Source organism: Chryseobacterium cupriresistens, from assembly GCF_046614675.1.
Classification (GTDB): Bacteria; Bacteroidota; Bacteroidia; order Flavobacteriales; family Weeksellaceae; genus Chryseobacterium; species Chryseobacterium cupriresistens.
The window spans coordinates 69,291-86,434 of sequence record NZ_JBKKJT010000006.1; the positions used below are offsets into that span (position 1 = coordinate 69,291).

The following is a 17,144-nucleotide window of genomic DNA, read 5'->3' on the forward strand; positions in this document are numbered from 1 at the left end:
AAACAAAAAGGACTGAATGCCAATGCATTTGGTCCTTTTCCCGTTAATTGATATCCTGTTGATTCATATGACAAAAATCTGTACAATATCCTCAAAAAATTTATATGAACATAAAATTATAAAGATTATCTTTGAAAGAAGAGCGGTATTTTTATGAGATTTAAAATACGTTGAACACCCTTTTAAAAAAGACAAAATATGAATAATTACATCAGCGCAGAAGAAGCAATATATACAATAAAAAGCGGAAACCGTGTGTTCTTTCATGGCAGTGCATGTACCCCGAATTATCTGATTGACGAGCTGGCAAGACAGTCCGGCCGGTTGCAAAATGTGGAAATGGTTTCCATTACCCAGCAGGGAAATGTGGAAATTGCAAAACCACAATACAAAGACAGCTTTTTCATCAATTCTTTATTTGTTTCCACACCTGTGCGTGATGCAGTGAATTCTGACCGCGGAGACTTTGTTCCTGTTTTCTTAAGTGAAATTCCTATTTTATTCAGAAAAAACATCCTGCCACTGGATGTGGCAATTGTCACCGTTTCTCCACCAGACCAACATGGTTTTTGTACGTTGGGAACTTCAGTGGATATTGCGAGAGCCGCTGTAGATACGGCAAAAATCATTGTGGCCATCGTAAACCCAAGAATGCCAAGAACCCACGGGGACGGAATGATCCACATCAGCAGAATCCACAAGCTGGTATGGCATGAAGAAGAGCTTCCAACAGTAGATTATGGCTCAAAAGTAGGCCCTGAAGAAATGCTGGTAGGAAAAAATGTTGCGGAGCTTATTGAAGACAGATCGACCCTCCAGATGGGTATCGGAACCATTCCTGATGCGGTTCTGAAATGTCTTACCAATCACAAAGATCTGGGAATTCACACAGAAATGCTGAGCGACGGTGTTATCGATCTGATTCAGGATGATGTGATCAATAATAAATACAAAGGCTACAACGATAACAAAACCATCACAAGTTTCTGTTTCGGAACCCGGAAACTCTATGATTATGTGGATGATAACACCGTTTTTGCTTTCAGAGACGTAAGCGAGGTTAATTTTCCAATCAATATCATGAGAAACAAAAAGATGGTTGCCATCAATTCTGCTATTGAAATAGACCTTACAGGACAGGTATGTGCCGACTCTATCGGAACGCTCCAGTACAGTGGAATCGGAGGACAAATGGATTTTATGCGCGGTGCTGCTTTAAGTGATGACGGAAAACCTATCATAGCCATTACCGCAAGAACCAAAAAAGGAATTTCCAGAATCGTTCCCTTTCTTAAGCAAGGCGCTGGTGTAGTTACTACAAGAGGGCATATTCATTATGTAGTAACTGAATACGGAACAGCTTATCTGTACGGAAAAAACCTTCGCCAGAGAGCACAGGAACTTATCAGCATTGCCCATCCGGATGACAGAGAAATGCTGGAAAGAGCTGCTTTTGAAAGATTTAAACATTGATAATCAAACCATAAAGTTTTCAAAACTATTTTTGCTATAAAAATTAAAACAAATTTTGAATTTAACATCATAGAATCATATGAAAATATTAATTTTTTGGCAGTATATTTGATAAAATTCATTCAAAAACAAGGAAATTGAAAACTATATATAATTCGATACGAGACGAAGTTATAAAACATTCCAAGGTAAGGAATTCTGTTTTGGGGAATGTGAATGAATGGAAGAGAAGCCATTATATTATTCTTTCCGAAATCATCAAAGATGAACTCTCTGAGGCTGAAGAACTGAAGGGAGGAAAAAAATTTGAAATCGGAAATACCATTTCCCATGTTACCCTTCAACGTTTTTTTGAAAACGATTATCAGGATAAAACCCACAGTGATCTCAGATTTTTAAAAACACTGGATAAAATCTGTATCTTTTTAGGATATAAAGATCTTAATGATTACATCCTTACGGTAAGGTACAGAAAAGAGAATGATGAGGGAACAGATGACCAATCCTATCTTACACAGATGGTATATGATTACTGTGCTGCCGTTTTTGAATTTTATAAGCTGTTTCCGACTCACAATACCGAACTTTTAAAAGGTCTGGTATTTGACAACTCTCCTTTTCTGGAAAGAGCTTCACAGTTTAGTAAAGAGTTGTGTGATAAAGATTTTCACCTGGTTACAAAAAACAACAGATCCAATTATGAAGTATTTGATATTCACGTTGTCACAGACGAACCGGACAAAAAAATACTGGAGTCTCAGGAATTCTGGAATCTTCTGTTCAAAGTGGGAGAAACCGGCGAAGAACATTTCGTGAATCAACTCAGTACCCAGATCTATTTTATCCGAAAAATAAATGATACCTGGAAGATATGGGATAATTATAATCCCGACGCAGGAATGCTCAACCGAAAAATTGAAACAATCTAAAATAAAAAGCCGCAGAGAAATCTACGGCTTTCATGTTTCGAAATATTTTTTTTTCACTTGTCTTTTTGTATAACAAATGTAGGCAGACGATTTTAAACTTATGAAACTTAAATATACTTAAGTAAACTCTTCTTTAACGTTATGTTAAATATATTCAATGAATCCGGGGGAATATTTTCGCAATGTCTAAGAATTTTGTAATTTGCATACCAATAAAATAAAAGTAAAAGAGAAAATATGTCAACACTTACATTTGCCGAGAAAATAGCTCAAGCAGAAAATTTCTTACCAATTAATGGTACAGATTATATTGAGTTTTATGTAGGAAATGCAAAACAGGCTGCCCATTATTACAAAACCGCTTTCGGTTTTCAGTCTGTAGCTTATGCGGGTCCTGAAACAGGAGTAAGAGACCGTGCATCTTATGTGCTTCAACAAGGAAAAATCAGATTGGTATTAACAACAGGACTTAAATCTGACTCTCCTATCAGTGAGCACGTAAAAAAACATGGTGACGGAGTAAAAATTTTGGCACTTTGGGTAGATGACGCTTATGCAGCTTTCGAAGAAACAACTAAAAGAGGAGGAAAACCTTATTTAGAGCCTGTAACGTTAACTGATGAGCAGGGTGAGGTAAGAATGTCCGGTATCTACACCTATGGAGAAACCGTTCACATGTTTGTGGAAAGAAAAAATTATAACGGAGCTTTCATGCCTGGTTACGAAAAGTGGGAAAGTGATTATAAGCCTGAAGAAGCAGGTTTATTATACGTAGACCACTGTGTAGGAAATGTTGACTGGAACAGAATGATCCCGACCGTAGAGTGGTATGAAAAAGTAATGGGATTTGTTAACATCCTTTCTTTTGATGATAAGCAGATCAACACAGAATATTCTGCACTGATGTCTAAAGTAATGTCAAACGGAAACGGATATGCAAAATTCCCGATCAACGAACCTGCAGAAGGTAAAAAGAAATCTCAGGTAGAAGAATATCTTGATTTCTATGAAGGAGAAGGGGTACAGCACATTGCTGTAGCGACGAAAGATATTATCCATACCGTAACTGAATTGAAGAAGCGTGGTGTTGAATTCCTTTCTGCTCCACCGGAAGCTTATTACGACATGGTTCCTGAAAGAGTAGGTCATATTGATGAAGATCTTAAAAAACTTCAGGAGTTAGGTATACTTATTGATCATGATGAAGAAGGGTATTTATTACAGATCTTTACGAAGCCTGTAGAAGACCGCCCTACTCTATTCTTCGAAATTATTGAAAGACACGGTGCACAAAGTTTTGGTGCCGGAAATTTCAAGGCGTTATTCGAAGCATTAGAAAGAGAACAGGAAAGAAGAGGTAATCTTTAATTTTACAATAAAATATAAGTTTTGTCAGAATACTGTATTCTGGCAAAACTTTTTTATAAAACACAGTATATGAGAAAACTTTTTATCGGGATTTTCCTTCTGGGAACCTTAGGGCTTAAAGCCCAATATGGAACTTTGAATGAAATCCTTAACCGACTTGAACAAAGAAAAGGCATCAATCAGCATCTTGAAAATGTAAATATTGATAACAAAAAGTTTGTTTTCATCAAAGATGAAGCCGATCATACGGAACGTGACTTTATTATCATCAAAGGGAATAATGCCACGTATGTAGAAGTTTTCGATGATAAAGCAACAGGAGAAAGCAGTTCCAATGTTTTCACCGGTGATATCATCAGGAAAAAAAATATTATTTCTTTACGGGCAGACATGCTTGAAAACAAAAAAATCCCAATGCCTGTCACGAAGACTTTACTGCTGACACAACAGGACAATATTTTATACCTCATCGATGTCAATACCAGAGACAGATGGATAGATGAAGCATCTTACTCAAAAAAGGCCAAATAAATGTTCCGGGGAATTCTCCGGATGATATTGAATCTAACTAAAATCTAAACTTATGAAATCATTTGTAGACTATTCCTCAAATTCGGATTTTTCTATACACAATATTCCTTTCGGAGTCGCAGTTTTTAACAAAGAATATATCGGATGCTGTACAAGAATCGGAGATCAGGTCATTGACCTTGCTACATTGTACGATCTTGGGTATTTTGAAGATATTGAAGGATTAGACGACAATGTTTTTGAAGCGTATACCATCAACGAATTTATCGAGCTGGGTAAACCTGTTACCAATGCTGTTCGTATTAAAATCCAAACCTTATTACAGGAAGGATCCACTTTATCAAAAGATCAGAAAACTATTGAAGAGGCTTTCTATGACCTGGATAAAGTAAAAATGATGATGCCTGTTCACATCCCGAATTATACAGACTTCTATAGCAGCATCGAACATGCTACCAATGTTGGAAAAATGTTCCGTGATCCTGCAAACGCATTATTACCCAACTGGAAACACTTACCGGTAGGTTACCACGGAAGAGCATCCTCTATTGTAGTTTCCGGAACGGAGATCAACCGTCCGAAAGGTCAGACAAAGCCTGCCGATGCAGATAAACCGTTTTTCGGACCATCTAAACAACTGGATTTCGAACTGGAAATGGCTTTCATCATCAATAAAAATACAGAGATGGGAGAAAGTATTTCTACTAAAGACGCTGAAGATGCCATCTTTGGAATGGTCGTTTTCAACGACTGGTCTGCAAGAGATATCCAATCCTGGGAATATGTTCCGTTAGGGCCTTTCCTTGCGAAAAACTTCGGTTCATCCATTTCTCCATGGGTAGTTACCCTTGAAGCTTTGGAGCCGTTCAGAACCGCTTCCCCGGTGCAGGATCCTGAGGTTTTAGACTATTTAAAATTTGAAGGTGATAAAAATTACGATATCAACCTTGAAGTATATATCCAACCTGAAAACGGAGATCAAAATCTGATCTGTGAAAGCAACTACAAACACATGTACTGGAATATGACCCAGCAACTGGCACACCACACCGTAAACGGTTGCAACGTAGAAGTTGGTGATATGTACGCCAGTGGAACCATTTCCGGAAGTGACCCGAAATCTTTCGGTTCTATGCTTGAACTTACATGGAGAGGACAAAATCCTTTGTCATTAAGCAACGGAGAAGAAAGAAAATTCATTGAAGATAATGATACGGTTACCATGAAGGCCTGGGCTGAAAAAGACGGTGTGAGAGTAGGTTTCGGTGAAGTTTCAGGTAAAATCATTCCAGCACTTTAACTTTTTTTTACCACAAAAGTCACAAAAGAATTTATGATTACGCAATCATTTTTAACAGATCTTACCTATAAAATAAATGGTGCTTGTATAGAAGTTCACAAAATTTTAGGGCCTGGTTTATTGGAAAGCGTATATCATAAATGTCTGGAAGAAGAATTTAGATAAGAAATATTAATTTTAAATCTGAATTGAAAGTTCCTGTACATTACAAAGGAAAAGAAATTAACTGTGATTTCTTTTGTGACTTTTTAATTGAAGACCTAATTGTGGTAGAATTAAAGTCAGTTGCGAAGCTTAATGATATTCATAGAGCTCAACTTCTTAACTATATTAACTTAATGAAGAAACCCAAAGGCATTTTAGTCAATTTTAATGTAAAAAACCTATATCACGAAGGGCAAGAAACCTTTGTAAATCAATATTACGATATGCTTTTTTAAACTTTAATGATTAAAAGTATTTTACTTAAAACTTTTGTGCCTTTTGTGGTTAAATAGAATATGAAAACAGTAATCCCCTCCGAGATAACCTCCGTACAACTACAGACCATTATGCAGACCGCCGTTTCACCACGACCGATTGCACTGGCATCTACTGTAGATAAAGACGGTAATAATAACTTATCTCCTTTCAGTTTTTTTAATATGTTCAGTACGGTTCCTCCGATTTTGATTTTTTCACCATCGAGAAGGGTTCGTGACAATACTACAAAACATACGCTGGAAAATGTTCTTGAAGTACCTGAAGTAGTCATCGGAACAGTCAATTTTCCGATTGTACAACAGATCTCTTTAGCATCTACAGAATACGAAACCGGAGTGAATGAGTTTATCAAATCCGGTCTTACCATGAAAGATGCAGATCTTGTACAGCCTAAACTTATTGAAGAGTGTCCTGTTAACTTTGAATGCAAAGTTTTAGAAGTAAAATCATTGGGTGATCAGGGCGGTGCAGGAAATCTGGTGATCTGTGAAGTTCAGAAAATTCATATCAGGGAAGAATATCTGAATGAAGCCGGAAATCTGGATCAGAAAAAACTGGATATGGTAGCCCGTTTAGGCAGCAACTGGTATTCCAGAAGCAATGAAAACAGTCTTTTTGAAGTACCAAAGCCTTTGGTAACAAAAGGAATTGGTTTTGATCTGCTGCCAGATTCTATCAAGTACAGCAAAGTATTTACAGGAAATGACCTTGGAATGCTTGCCAATACAGAAGTGTTGCCTGAAGGTGACTTTCATGCTGATGAAAACATTCATCTCGACGCACAGAAATTACTTCTGGAAAGCAAAGTGGAAGAAGCGTGGGTTTTGCTCACTATTAAATAAAAAAATAAGCCTGAAATTTCAGGCTTATTTTTTTATGCTGGAAGTAAGAAGCTGGAAGTATATAAAGTCTTATGAATAGCTTTTTGTCCAAATTAATACCCTTTGGAAAATAGTTCCATTTTGATTTCAATAGATACTGAATACTATTACCTTCCAGCTTCTCGCTTACTTTTTTATTTTGCTTTCAGTAATTCTGAGACCGTAATTTTCCCTTTTTCAGCAAATTCTGTTATCTTGCCGTTTTTATCTATGGAAACGTTCAGATTATCATTTTTAGCATCGTAATAAATGCTTGTCGCGTATCCCGGACAGTCGTGCTGTTTACATCCTGTCAGTTTGTAGATTCCATTTTCTGATACAACAGGACTTTCCACATTGAAATTCTTTACCATCTCATCATACTGAGCACCAGTAAGTTTTTTAAGTCTTTCTGAAATACCTTTATCTTCAAAGAATTTAATATCATGAGGATATTTCCCAACGTTTTTGGTAATAACATTATCCGGAGCAGGAGCAGAAGGAGCTGCAGTTGCTGCTGAATCTGTTTTTGGAGTTGTTGCGGAATCCTTAGGCATTACCGTTGCCAAAGTATCACTGCTTACAGAAGATTCTGTTTTTGTTTCTTTTTTACATGAAACAACACATAATGAAAGCGCAAATGCGCCTGCAATAATTTTTTTCATAAATATATTTTTATGGTGGTTACCATATAATAACGTAGTTTTAAACGTTTTATTTCAATTTTTCATTGATAAAATCAATGCATTTTTCAGTTACAGTATGGAGATCTTTTGGTAGATCATTTTCTTCCCATGGTTCTTTTGCCCCGAAAGTATGGTTGGCATTTTCAATAAGAAACAATTCAGAATTGGGGTGGAGAATATGAAGATGTTCAGCCTGCTTCACCTCTACCGCTTCATCTTCTGTACCATGAATAATCAGCATATGAGCCTTAGCCATTTCTGTAGCTCGTTCTACATCAAAACGGTGAATATCTTTTTCAAAATCTTCATAAAACTGGTAATAATGAGGCATTTCCTGTTTTGTACGGCCGTTCAGCGCATAATACACTCCATTATTCTTCCAGTTTTCAAAGGCTTCTCCTTTTGGAAAACGATCTAATGTGTCAACACTGGCCAATGTAATCAAACCGTTGATTCTTTCATCTTCAAAAGTTTTGATAATGGATATTCCTCCTCCCCTGCTGTGTCCGATCAGTACAATCTTTTCATCATCCACATGAGGATCTTTACTGAAATGATCAATTACTACTCCAAGATCGGAAAGTTCTTTAGAATAATTATTATTTCCAAAAGCTTCGAGGTCTCCAAAGTTAAACGGATCTTCTGTTGTTGTTCCGTTATGTGAAAAATTAAACTTGACAAAGAAAAAGCCTGCTTCCGCAAACTTTTCAGCCATCAGGTTCCAGGCGCCCCAATCTTTATACCCTTTATATCCATGAACAAATATAATCAGGGGAAGTTTTTTTTCCGTAGCCGGATAAAAAATATCAGCAAGAAAACCTTTTGTTTCTTTATTTTCTAAATATATATTCTTTTCGATAATCAAATTCATAAAATAAAAGGGTTTTATTTAATATTATTTATATTTATGGGATTAATTCAAACTGAAATTTATGAAAAAAACTCTACTTCTTTTATCTTTAATTACATTTTCTTTAATCCTGAGCCAGACGACCAAAAGGGTCTTTTTTATTGGAAACAGTTATACTTATGTTAACAATTTACCTGGCCTTATTCAAAGCATTGCTGCATCTAATGGTGATGTATTCGAGCATCACAGCCAGACTCCTGGAGGTGCTACCCTGCAGGATCATGCCAATAACCCGAATGTCACTACAGACATTAATCAGGGAAACTGGGATTATGTGGTATTGCAGGAACAGAGCCAGCTTCCTTCGTTTCCTGATTCCCAGGTACAAAACCAGGTGTATCCTTATGCGCTTCAGCTTTCTAATTTAATTAAAGCATCAAATCCTTGTGGTAATGTTATTTTCTATATGACCTGGGGCCGTAAAAATGGTGATGCAACCAACTGTCCGGGACTTCCCACAGTCTGCACCTATCAGGGAATGGACACTCAAATTTATAACCGTTACATGGAAATGGCAATGAACAATGAAGGCATTGTCTCTCCTGTAGGTAAAGTCTGGAGAACAATCAGAGAGCAAAACCCGGCCATTGAATTGTATGATCAGGACGAATCGCACCCGAGCTACATTGGTTCTATGGCTGCTGCGTACACATTTTATACTATTATATTCAAGAAAGATCCTACGCAGATTCCTTTTAATGGAAATCTTACTCCGGCACAGGCTCAGCTGATCAAAGAAATTGTGAAAACAGAGGTCTATAACCAGCCTGGTCAATGGTATGTAACCAACAATGATGTTCACAGCAGATTTACTTATCAGCTTACCGGAGCAGGAACCGTTCAGTTTACTAATACAACACAGAATGCAGCTTCTTATTTATGGGATTTTGGTGATGGTACAACATCTACTTTGGAAAATCCGACGCATACCTATACTGCAGTAGGAAATTATAATGTTAAACTGACAACCGATGCCTGCGGAGCAACAACTACCAAAACAAAACTGGTGGTTATAAATACATTAAATACTGCGGAAACAACTATAGAAAACGGAATTCAAATCTATCCAAATCCGGTTCAAAACCTTATTAACATTATTTCTAAAAAACAATTTGAAGTCGTTTCACTGACAGAAGCATCTGGAAAAATCATTCCCTATCATTTGAATAAGACAGAGGACGGCTGCAGTATTTCACTTCAGCATTTAGCCAGTGGAATTTACTTCCTGAAATATAAAACAGGTGAAAAGGAATTCACTAAAAAAATTATTAAAAAATAAGCTTATTTTTGCTGCATGCAGAATTTAAGAACTGTAACCGTGATGCGTTACATTCTGCCCCTGAGAGAAGGAGGATCTCTTCCGGCTCTGGCAGAAGCTGATGATGATTTTAAATATGTTTTAAAATTCCGTGGTGCAGGCCATGGGGTAAAAATGCTGATCTCCGAACTTTTGGGCGGGAAAATTACCGAAGCTTTGGGACTTAAAATTCCTGAACTTGTTTTCGTTAATCTTGACGCCGATTTCGGAAGAACGGAAGCCGATGAGGAAATACAGGATCTTCTTAAGTTTTCCGAAGGGCTGAATCTCGGTTTACATTATCTTTCCGGTTCTATCACCTATGACCCGGGAGTAAGTGTTGACCCGCTTCTGGCGTCAAAAATAGTATGGCTGGATGCATTCATTACCAACATCGACCGTACTTTTAAAAATACGAATATGCTGATGTGGCATAAAGAACTTTGGATCATCGATAATGGTGCTTCGTTCTACTTCCACCATTCATGGCAGAATTTTGATGCAGCGGCCAAAACACCTTTCAAATATGTGAAAGACCACGTGCTTCTTCCTAAGGCCAAAATGCTTGACGAAGCGGATAAATTTGCTCATGAAGTTTTGAATGATACTCTTTTCAGAGACATTGTCAACATGATTCCTGGAGACTGGCTGCACTGGAATGATGCGGATGAAACACCGGAAGAAATTCGTGAGATCTATTTTCAGTTTATGAAAACCAGATTAGAAAATTCTCAAATCTTTGTAAACGAAGCGAAAAATGCAAGAGGATAAAATATATGAATATGCGGTAATACGCCTGGTACCTAAAGTTGAAAGAGAAGAATTTTTCAATATCGGGCTGGTGATGTTTTCCAAAAAGGAAAAATTCATCAGAGTGGAATTCTATTTGTGTCCGGACAAATTCAAACTGATGCACAGCAAACTGGATTACGATGATATCATCCACAATCTTGAAAGCTTTCAAAAAATTGCTAACGGTGAGAAAGATGGCGGTCCTATTGCTTTTCTTGATATTCCGGAACGTTTCCGATGGCTGACAGCGGTAAGAAGTTCTGTCGTACAGACCTCAAGACCTCATCCGGGAAAATCAAAGGATCTGAATGCCACTTTTGGTAAGCTTTTTGAGGAGTTAGTAAAATAACACTCCTTAAAAATTTATTATGAAATTACACATCAACAACATATCAACATACAGGTTTTTCACAAACCTGTTTTTTATTTTATTTTTAAGCTTTACAAATTTATTTTTTTCACAAGACCTACCATTAAGACCAAACAAACCTTCTGCTGTAAAAAGTACATTACTTCCTGAAATTGCAACAGTTTCCGAAGATATCGTGTACAAAACAAACAGAAAGGGCAAACCTCTCGCTCTTGATCTCTATACACCCAAGAATGCCACCACTGAAAAACTTCCGGTATTGATCTACGTTCATGGAGGCGGATGGGTAGAAGGTGACAAAGTGGTAAATGCAGATAATTATCTTGAAACAACTGTAAAAAAACTAATAGACAAACAGTATGCGGTGATCAGTATCAATTATACGCTTTTAAGTGACAGCATTCATTTTCCTCTGCCGTTGGAAGATACCAAAGATGCCATAAGATGGGTAAGAAAAAATGCTGAAAAATATAACCTTGACACCAACAATATCGGACTTTTCGGGGCTTCAGCCGGAGCCCATCTTTCTCTGATGGCAGCCTATACACCAGACAATACTTATCTGGGTAATCCTGAACTTTCCTCTTATTCGGCTAAAGTGAATTATGTGATTGATCATTATGGCCCTGCAGACCTCAACAAACTTTTCCATACAAGATTAGGAACAATTCCGGTGGGAATGATAGGATTAATGTCTAAAAAAATTGTCGGTTTACAGGAAAATCTTGTCAAAGGAATTTCCGGATATAATATCAGAAAAGATCAGGACAGCGCTATTGACTATCTTAAAACGATTTCCCCTGTCTATTTTGTTTCCGGAGGAGTTCCAACTTTAATTGTCCAGGGGAATAATGATAAAATTGTTCCTTTAAGCCAGTCTAAAAAGCTCCACCGAAAATTAAACAGAGCCAAAATACAGAACTCCCTGATCGTCGTTGATGGCGGAGTGCATGGCTTTGGCACTACTGATAAAGCTTATCTGGACCAACTTACAGATAAGATGGTAGATTTTGTTCTTTCACAAAAGAAATAAGATATATATTTATCTATCAGAGCACAACACAAAATCCTATAAATCAAATTAATAACATAAAGAACAAATACAAATTTGCTAGATTGATATACATATTATTACTTTTTCATTGAGAATTAATTACCTTGGCTATTGTTTAAATTATTAACAACAAAAACACCAATAGTTTAATTTTTTATCAACAAAAATAAGCAATATGGAATCTTTAAACAATATCAATGCACTTACACTCATCTTTGTATCTGTTCTTCTTTTTGCGATAGCTTACCGTTTTTACGGTATTTTCATTGCCAATAAAGTTCTCCGGCTTAATGACGGGAATACAACACCTGCTGTAGAATTTGCAGATGGTAAAGATTATGTGGCTACCAATAAAAATGTACTTTTCGGGCATCATTTTGCAGCTATTGCAGCTGCGGGACCTTTGGTAGGCCCTGTTTTGGCGGCACAATTCGGGTATCTTCCCGGCGCATTATGGATATTGATAGGATGCGTACTGGGAGGCGGAGTGCATGACATGATCGTTCTTTTTGCTTCAGTGAGGCATAAAGGGCAAAGTCTAGCCACGATTGCTTCCAAAGAAATCGGGAAAGCAACGGGTACGGTAGCAGGTTTTGCAATCCTCTTCATTTTGATTCTTACGCTGGCAGGTTTATCTTTGGCTTGTATCAACGCGATGCACGAAGCTTCATGGTCTCTTTTCACCGTTGTGATTACCATGCCTATTGCTATCATTATGGGGCTGATTATGCGTTATAAAAAGAATAGTGTCCTGTTTGCAAGTATTTTGGGAGGTATTCTTTTGGTTGCAGGAATTATCGGAGGGCACAGCCTTATGCAGAATCCTACAATGAATAATTTATTTTCATGGGATATTAAAACCATCTCTATAGCGATTCCTCTGTATGGATTTATTGCTTCGGTATTACCCGTATGGCTTCTTTTGGTTCCCAGGGATTATCTATCGACTTATTTAAAAATAGGAACGATTATCATGCTGGCTATAGGGGTAATCGTTATCCATCCAACGATACAGATGCCGGCTATCACAGCATTTGTGAATGGTGGCGGCCCTATTATTGGTGGTCCGGTGCTTCCTTTTATTTTCATTGTAATTGCCTGCGGAGCGATTTCCGGGTTCCATGCGGTGATTGCTACGGGAACCACTCCAAAAATGCTGAATAAAGAAAGAGAAATTCTTTTTGTTGGTTACGGAGCCATGCTGGTAGAAGGCTTCGTGGCATTGATGGCACTTATTGCTGCATGTACGCTGATGCCGGGTGATTATTTTGCGATCAACACACCCAAAGAAGCCTATGATTCATTTCTTGCGGCGCATCCTTCCCTGCACGGGGTAGATATTGATTATTACTCCCAGAAAATAGGTATTGATCTGTATGGCAGAACCGGAGGTGCAGTATCTCTGGCTGTGGGAATGGCCCATATCTTTAATAAAATCCCGTATATGGATCAGTTGACGGCTTATTGGTATAATTTTGCCATTATGTTTGAAGCAGTATTTATTCTTACTGCCATTGATGCAGGAACAAGAGTCGGACGCTTCTTCTTACAGGAAATGCTGGGGTCCGTAGTTCCAAAGTTTAATGATAAAAACTGGATTCCGGGAATCATTATCAGCAGTCTTCTTTTCACTTTTGCCTGGGGATATCTGGTATATACAGGAAATGTAAACAGTATCTGGCCGTTATTCGGAATCAGTAACCAATTGCTGGCAGCCTGCGGGCTTATTGTCTGTACAACGATGCTGATCAGAATGAACAGGGGAAAATATGCTTTATGCTCGGCTATTCCGGGTGTATTCATGGCTGGAATTACCTTCTGGGCGGGTTATATTCAGGTGACCGCCATTTACATTCCTAAAGGGCAGTATTTGCTGGCTGCTTTAGCGGTGACAGCCATGGTTCTGATGCTTATTGTATTTGCAGGAGCTTTCAGAAAGTGGTATCAGCTGCTTCAAATCAAAACAACTGAAATTGACCATTATGGTGAACCAGTGAAAGAACTGGTAGAAAGATAAAATTCAAATTTTATACAGAAAAAACAGTTCAGGATTTCTGAACTGTTTTTTTAAGCATTATCTTTTGTTTTATTTAAAAATTGAAATTCAATCTTGCAAAAACATATCTTCCATTCTGCCCAAACTGTGAAGTAGATCTTGAATAGATGAATTGGTCATTATTGGTAGAAGCGGTAAGGTTTTTCGTTGGATAGATATCAAACAAATTGTTTACTCCTAAAGTCAGTCCTACATTTTTAGTAAACTGATAAGCAGCAGATAAATCCGTAATGATCTTATCTCCGATCTGCTGATGTTCGTTAAAATCAATGATTCCGTCTCCGTTTACATCAATAATATCAGCACCTGTTACTTTTCCGAAATAGGTATTTCTGAGATATAAACTTGCATTCTTCCATGAAAGGGTGTGAGAAAGACTCGCTTTTACTCTAGGCACAGCCTCTTCAAGATATACTCTTGATTTTTCAGAAAAATAAATCTTTTCAAGCGAAGGAGACTGCAGCAGCCCGGCCGAATGAATTTCTCCTACCTGTTTGGTTTGGTTCAGATTAATCGCAAAGTTATTGTCCAGTTTAAATCCTGAAAACCTTGCATTATGTGAAATTACCACATCTAAACCTTTTGTTTCTGTATCGATAGCATTTGTGAAGAACTGGGCACCATTCACATTTAATTTATCATATTCTTTTTGTGCATCTGAAGGTACATCTTTTCTTAAAAACTGATCAGTAAGAATGATACGGTTATCAATTCTCGTAAAATATCCGTCCGCGGTAAAGCTAAGCCCGGCCGAAGGAATTCTGTAAGTAAATCCTACACTTGCTGATTTGGAAGTTTCCTGCTTCAGTTTTGGCATACCCAGCAGTCCTGCCAGCTGAGAATCATTACTGAAAGTTCCTACTTCCAACAGTTGATTATTGGTGAACAACGTAGAGGTTACATTATAATAGATCTGGTGGATAGATGGTGCTCTGAATCCTGTAGATCCCGCAAATCTTACATTGAAATTAGGAGCTACTTTGATTCTTGAAGCCAGTTTATAATTGAATGTAGATCCAAAATCCGAATAGTTTTCATATCTCGCCGCTGCATCTACCAATAACCAATTGGTAAAGTTGAATTCAACATCTGCATACGCTGCTACCGACTGTCTGTTTTTATCGACTGCATTTCCAGGCCTGAATCCGTTGAATACCTGAGAACCTCCCGGCAAGGGTTGTCCAAAAAAGTCTGTGGCTCTCTGGCTTGGATCTCCGTTCCAGATATTTCCAAACTGGTCATATGTCTGATAGGATGCTTCTTCTCCCTGGGTAATTTTAAAATTCTCATAACGGTGCTCACCTCCAAAGGCTACATTGATTCCTTCCCATACATCATATTTCTTAGAAAAATCTAAATTGATCGTATTTTGAGAAAATCTTAAACCACCTGCATTAAACTCCCTTGGTGAAGCAAAACGCAAAGAGGTATTTCCTGTATTCTGAATATTATAGGTAAATGAATTCTGTCCGTACGTATTACTGAAATCAATATTCCAGCCTTCCCATTTTCCTTTGATTCCCGCTGCCAATGAGATATCCTGAATATCTGTTCCGATCTGTGGAAGATAACCGTTAGGATACAATCCCGTAAACGTTCTGCTTTCTCTCGGTCTTCTGTAAAATCCTCCGGAAGTTCCATGTCTTAAACTGTATCCTCCAAAAGTATATACTTTCCAGTTATCACTTACAGGGATTTCAGCATTCACAAAAAGCTGGTGATTGTTAAGTTTAGACTGTCCTACCTGCATATTAAAATCCTTTCTGACCTGTCCTCTGTAAGCCAGTTCCTGATCTGTCACATCGGCACTCAATAAAGACCAAAGTCCTTTCTGAAGAACATTTCCTGAAGCATCCGTAATGTCTTTAAATGTATTTGCATTTTGTATGTCAGAGAGCTGAGTTGCACTAAAATAGTTCACTCCCTGAGCATACTGATGTACATAATCAATAATCTGCTGTGAATTGGGAGTATTATTTATATTGGTAAAAAGAGAAGAAAGATTGACTCCGTCATTCAAGGCACGTTGTTCTATCGCATTATAAGCATTGTAGATTTTTCCACTTTCAGTACCGGCGCGGTAGGTAGGATTTCTGAATTGTGAAGACCAGGTAATATTAAAGAACCCTCCTTTGGTTCCGATTTTATTTCCATAGTTCAAATCCAGCTGAATATTCTGACCGTCAAAATCTCCGGTATGATCATTAGCCGTTGGCGTAAGGTTTCCTCCATAGCTTATCTGTCCTGCCAGTTTTCCTGTATCTCTTTTCAGGTCAAGGTTGATAACACCGGCAATGGCATCAGATCCGTATTGTGCGGCAGCTCCGTCTCTTAATACTTCAATCCTGTTCAAAGCGAAAGATGGAATGGCATTCAAATCGGTTCCTACGGTACCTCTTCCAGGTGTTCCGTTGACGTTCACCAATGCTGAAGTATGTCTTCTTTTTCCATTCACCAAAACCAAAACCTGGTCTGGCCCCAAGCCTCTCAGCTGTGCAGGATCCAGGTGATCTGTTCCATCTGAATTCGTTTGAATGGTAGAAGTAAATGAAGGAGCAACCGCATTCAGAATCTGCCCGATATTGGTTTGCGGGAGTATAACTGAAGATTCTTTAACATTAAATACATCTACAGGAACCGGACTATCTGTTTTGGATCTCGCCCCGGCTCTGGAACCCAGTACGACTACTTCTTCTACATTATTGGTTTTTATGGTGTCTTTATTTGCTTTTATGCTGTCTTTTTCCTGTCCATAAGTAAATACACCGAGGAAAAATAAAACAGAGGCCGAAAGAATAGTTTTCTTATTTTTCATAGTTTAGAATTTTGATAACATTTATGTTTTTACAGGGTGCAAATGTAAAATTTATTTATTAGTCTACAAAACAGATAGACTTTGTTTTTATAAAAAATAGTTATCGTTTCTTTCTATCCCTTATTTAAAGTTATGATAATTTAAGAACATTTCAATAAAAAAACATTGTTTTATAGAAGGTTAACAGTAAAATAAATTTTGAAAAAACGCTATGTGCGCT

At 37.6% G+C, this 17,144-nt stretch carries 16 protein-coding genes; 13 read left to right on the forward strand and 3 right to left on the reverse strand.

Going from position 1 to position 17,144, the window contains the following annotated elements; genetic code table 11:
• The first annotated feature begins 198 nt into the window (after window positions 1–198).
• From ACLI50_RS16850 to ACLI50_RS16885, 8 genes are all read left to right on the forward strand, one after another.
• Window positions 199–1,473: an acetyl-CoA hydrolase/transferase family protein gene (locus ACLI50_RS16850; RefSeq protein WP_110010900.1), complete on the forward strand. Its 1,275-nt coding sequence runs from the start codon at window positions 199–201 to the stop codon at window positions 1,471–1,473.
• A 137-nt stretch (window positions 1,474–1,610) separates the two neighbouring features.
• Window positions 1,611–2,402, forward strand: coding sequence for a hypothetical protein (locus ACLI50_RS16855; RefSeq protein WP_411414280.1), 792 nt, complete (start codon window positions 1,611–1,613; stop codon window positions 2,400–2,402).
• 237 nt (window positions 2,403–2,639) lie between these two features.
• Entirely contained in the window at window positions 2,640–3,770 is a 1,131-nt protein-coding gene (gene hppD / locus ACLI50_RS16860) for a 4-hydroxyphenylpyruvate dioxygenase (protein ID WP_202843296.1), read from the forward strand.
• Between the two features lie 69 nt (window positions 3,771–3,839).
• Entirely contained in the window at window positions 3,840–4,301 is a 462-nt protein-coding gene (locus ACLI50_RS16865) for a hypothetical protein (protein ID WP_202843298.1), read from the forward strand.
• Between the two features lie 52 nt (window positions 4,302–4,353).
• Window positions 4,354–5,601: a fumarylacetoacetase gene (fahA, locus tag ACLI50_RS16870; RefSeq protein ID WP_202843300.1), complete on the forward strand. Its 1,248-nt coding sequence runs from the start codon at window positions 4,354–4,356 to the stop codon at window positions 5,599–5,601.
• Window positions 5,602–5,634: 33 nt separating this feature from the next.
• Window positions 5,635–5,766, forward strand: coding sequence for a GxxExxY protein (locus ACLI50_RS16875; RefSeq protein WP_411414281.1), 132 nt, complete (start codon window positions 5,635–5,637; stop codon window positions 5,764–5,766).
• 23 nt (window positions 5,767–5,789) lie between these two features.
• The gene (locus tag ACLI50_RS16880) at window positions 5,790–6,041 is read left to right on the forward strand and encodes a GxxExxY protein (RefSeq protein WP_411414282.1); all 252 of its coding nucleotides are present in this window, start codon (window positions 5,790–5,792) and stop codon (window positions 6,039–6,041) included.
• Between the two features lie 60 nt (window positions 6,042–6,101).
• A complete protein-coding gene (locus tag ACLI50_RS16885) occupies window positions 6,102–6,926 on the forward strand; it encodes a flavin reductase family protein (RefSeq protein ID WP_411414283.1) in 825 nt (274 codons plus the stop codon).
• 173 nt (window positions 6,927–7,099) lie between these two features.
• On the opposite strand, the gene ACLI50_RS16890 is transcribed toward ACLI50_RS16885, so the two are convergent.
• Together ACLI50_RS16890 and ACLI50_RS16895 are read right to left on the reverse strand one after the other, a co-directional pair.
• Entirely contained in the window at window positions 7,100–7,609 is a 510-nt protein-coding gene (locus ACLI50_RS16890) for an Ivy family c-type lysozyme inhibitor (protein ID WP_411414284.1), read from the reverse strand.
• 49 nt (window positions 7,610–7,658) lie between these two features.
• Entirely contained in the window at window positions 7,659–8,501 is an 843-nt protein-coding gene (locus ACLI50_RS16895; protein ID WP_411414285.1) for an alpha/beta hydrolase family protein, read from the reverse strand.
• Window positions 8,502–8,562: 61 nt separating this feature from the next.
• Between ACLI50_RS16895 and ACLI50_RS16900 the strand changes: the two genes are divergently transcribed.
• From ACLI50_RS16900 to ACLI50_RS16920, 5 genes are all read left to right on the forward strand, one after another.
• Window positions 8,563–9,819: a PKD domain-containing protein gene (locus ACLI50_RS16900; protein ID WP_411414286.1), complete on the forward strand. Its 1,257-nt coding sequence runs from the start codon at window positions 8,563–8,565 to the stop codon at window positions 9,817–9,819.
• A gap of 15 nt (window positions 9,820–9,834) precedes the next feature.
• A complete protein-coding gene (locus tag ACLI50_RS16905; RefSeq protein ID WP_202843319.1) occupies window positions 9,835–10,608 on the forward strand; it encodes a HipA family kinase in 774 nt (257 codons plus the stop codon).
• Window positions 10,595–10,978, forward strand: coding sequence for a DUF3037 domain-containing protein (locus tag ACLI50_RS16910; RefSeq protein WP_110010891.1), 384 nt, complete (start codon window positions 10,595–10,597; stop codon window positions 10,976–10,978). Before ACLI50_RS16905 ends, ACLI50_RS16910 begins: the two co-directional genes overlap by 14 nt.
• Window positions 10,979–10,997: 19 nt before the next feature.
• The gene (locus ACLI50_RS16915) at window positions 10,998–12,032 is read left to right on the forward strand and encodes an alpha/beta hydrolase (RefSeq protein WP_202843323.1); all 1,035 of its coding nucleotides are present in this window, start codon (window positions 10,998–11,000) and stop codon (window positions 12,030–12,032) included.
• Between the two features lie 196 nt (window positions 12,033–12,228).
• On the forward strand, window positions 12,229–14,070 hold the full coding sequence (locus ACLI50_RS16920) for a carbon starvation CstA family protein (RefSeq protein WP_411414287.1): 1,842 nt from the start codon (window positions 12,229–12,231) through the stop codon (window positions 14,068–14,070).
• A gap of 73 nt (window positions 14,071–14,143) precedes the next feature.
• On the opposite strand, the gene ACLI50_RS16925 is transcribed toward ACLI50_RS16920, so the two are convergent.
• Entirely contained in the window at window positions 14,144–16,924 is a 2,781-nt protein-coding gene (locus ACLI50_RS16925; protein ID WP_411414288.1) for a TonB-dependent receptor plug domain-containing protein, read from the reverse strand.
• Window positions 16,925–17,144 lie beyond the last annotated feature (220 nt).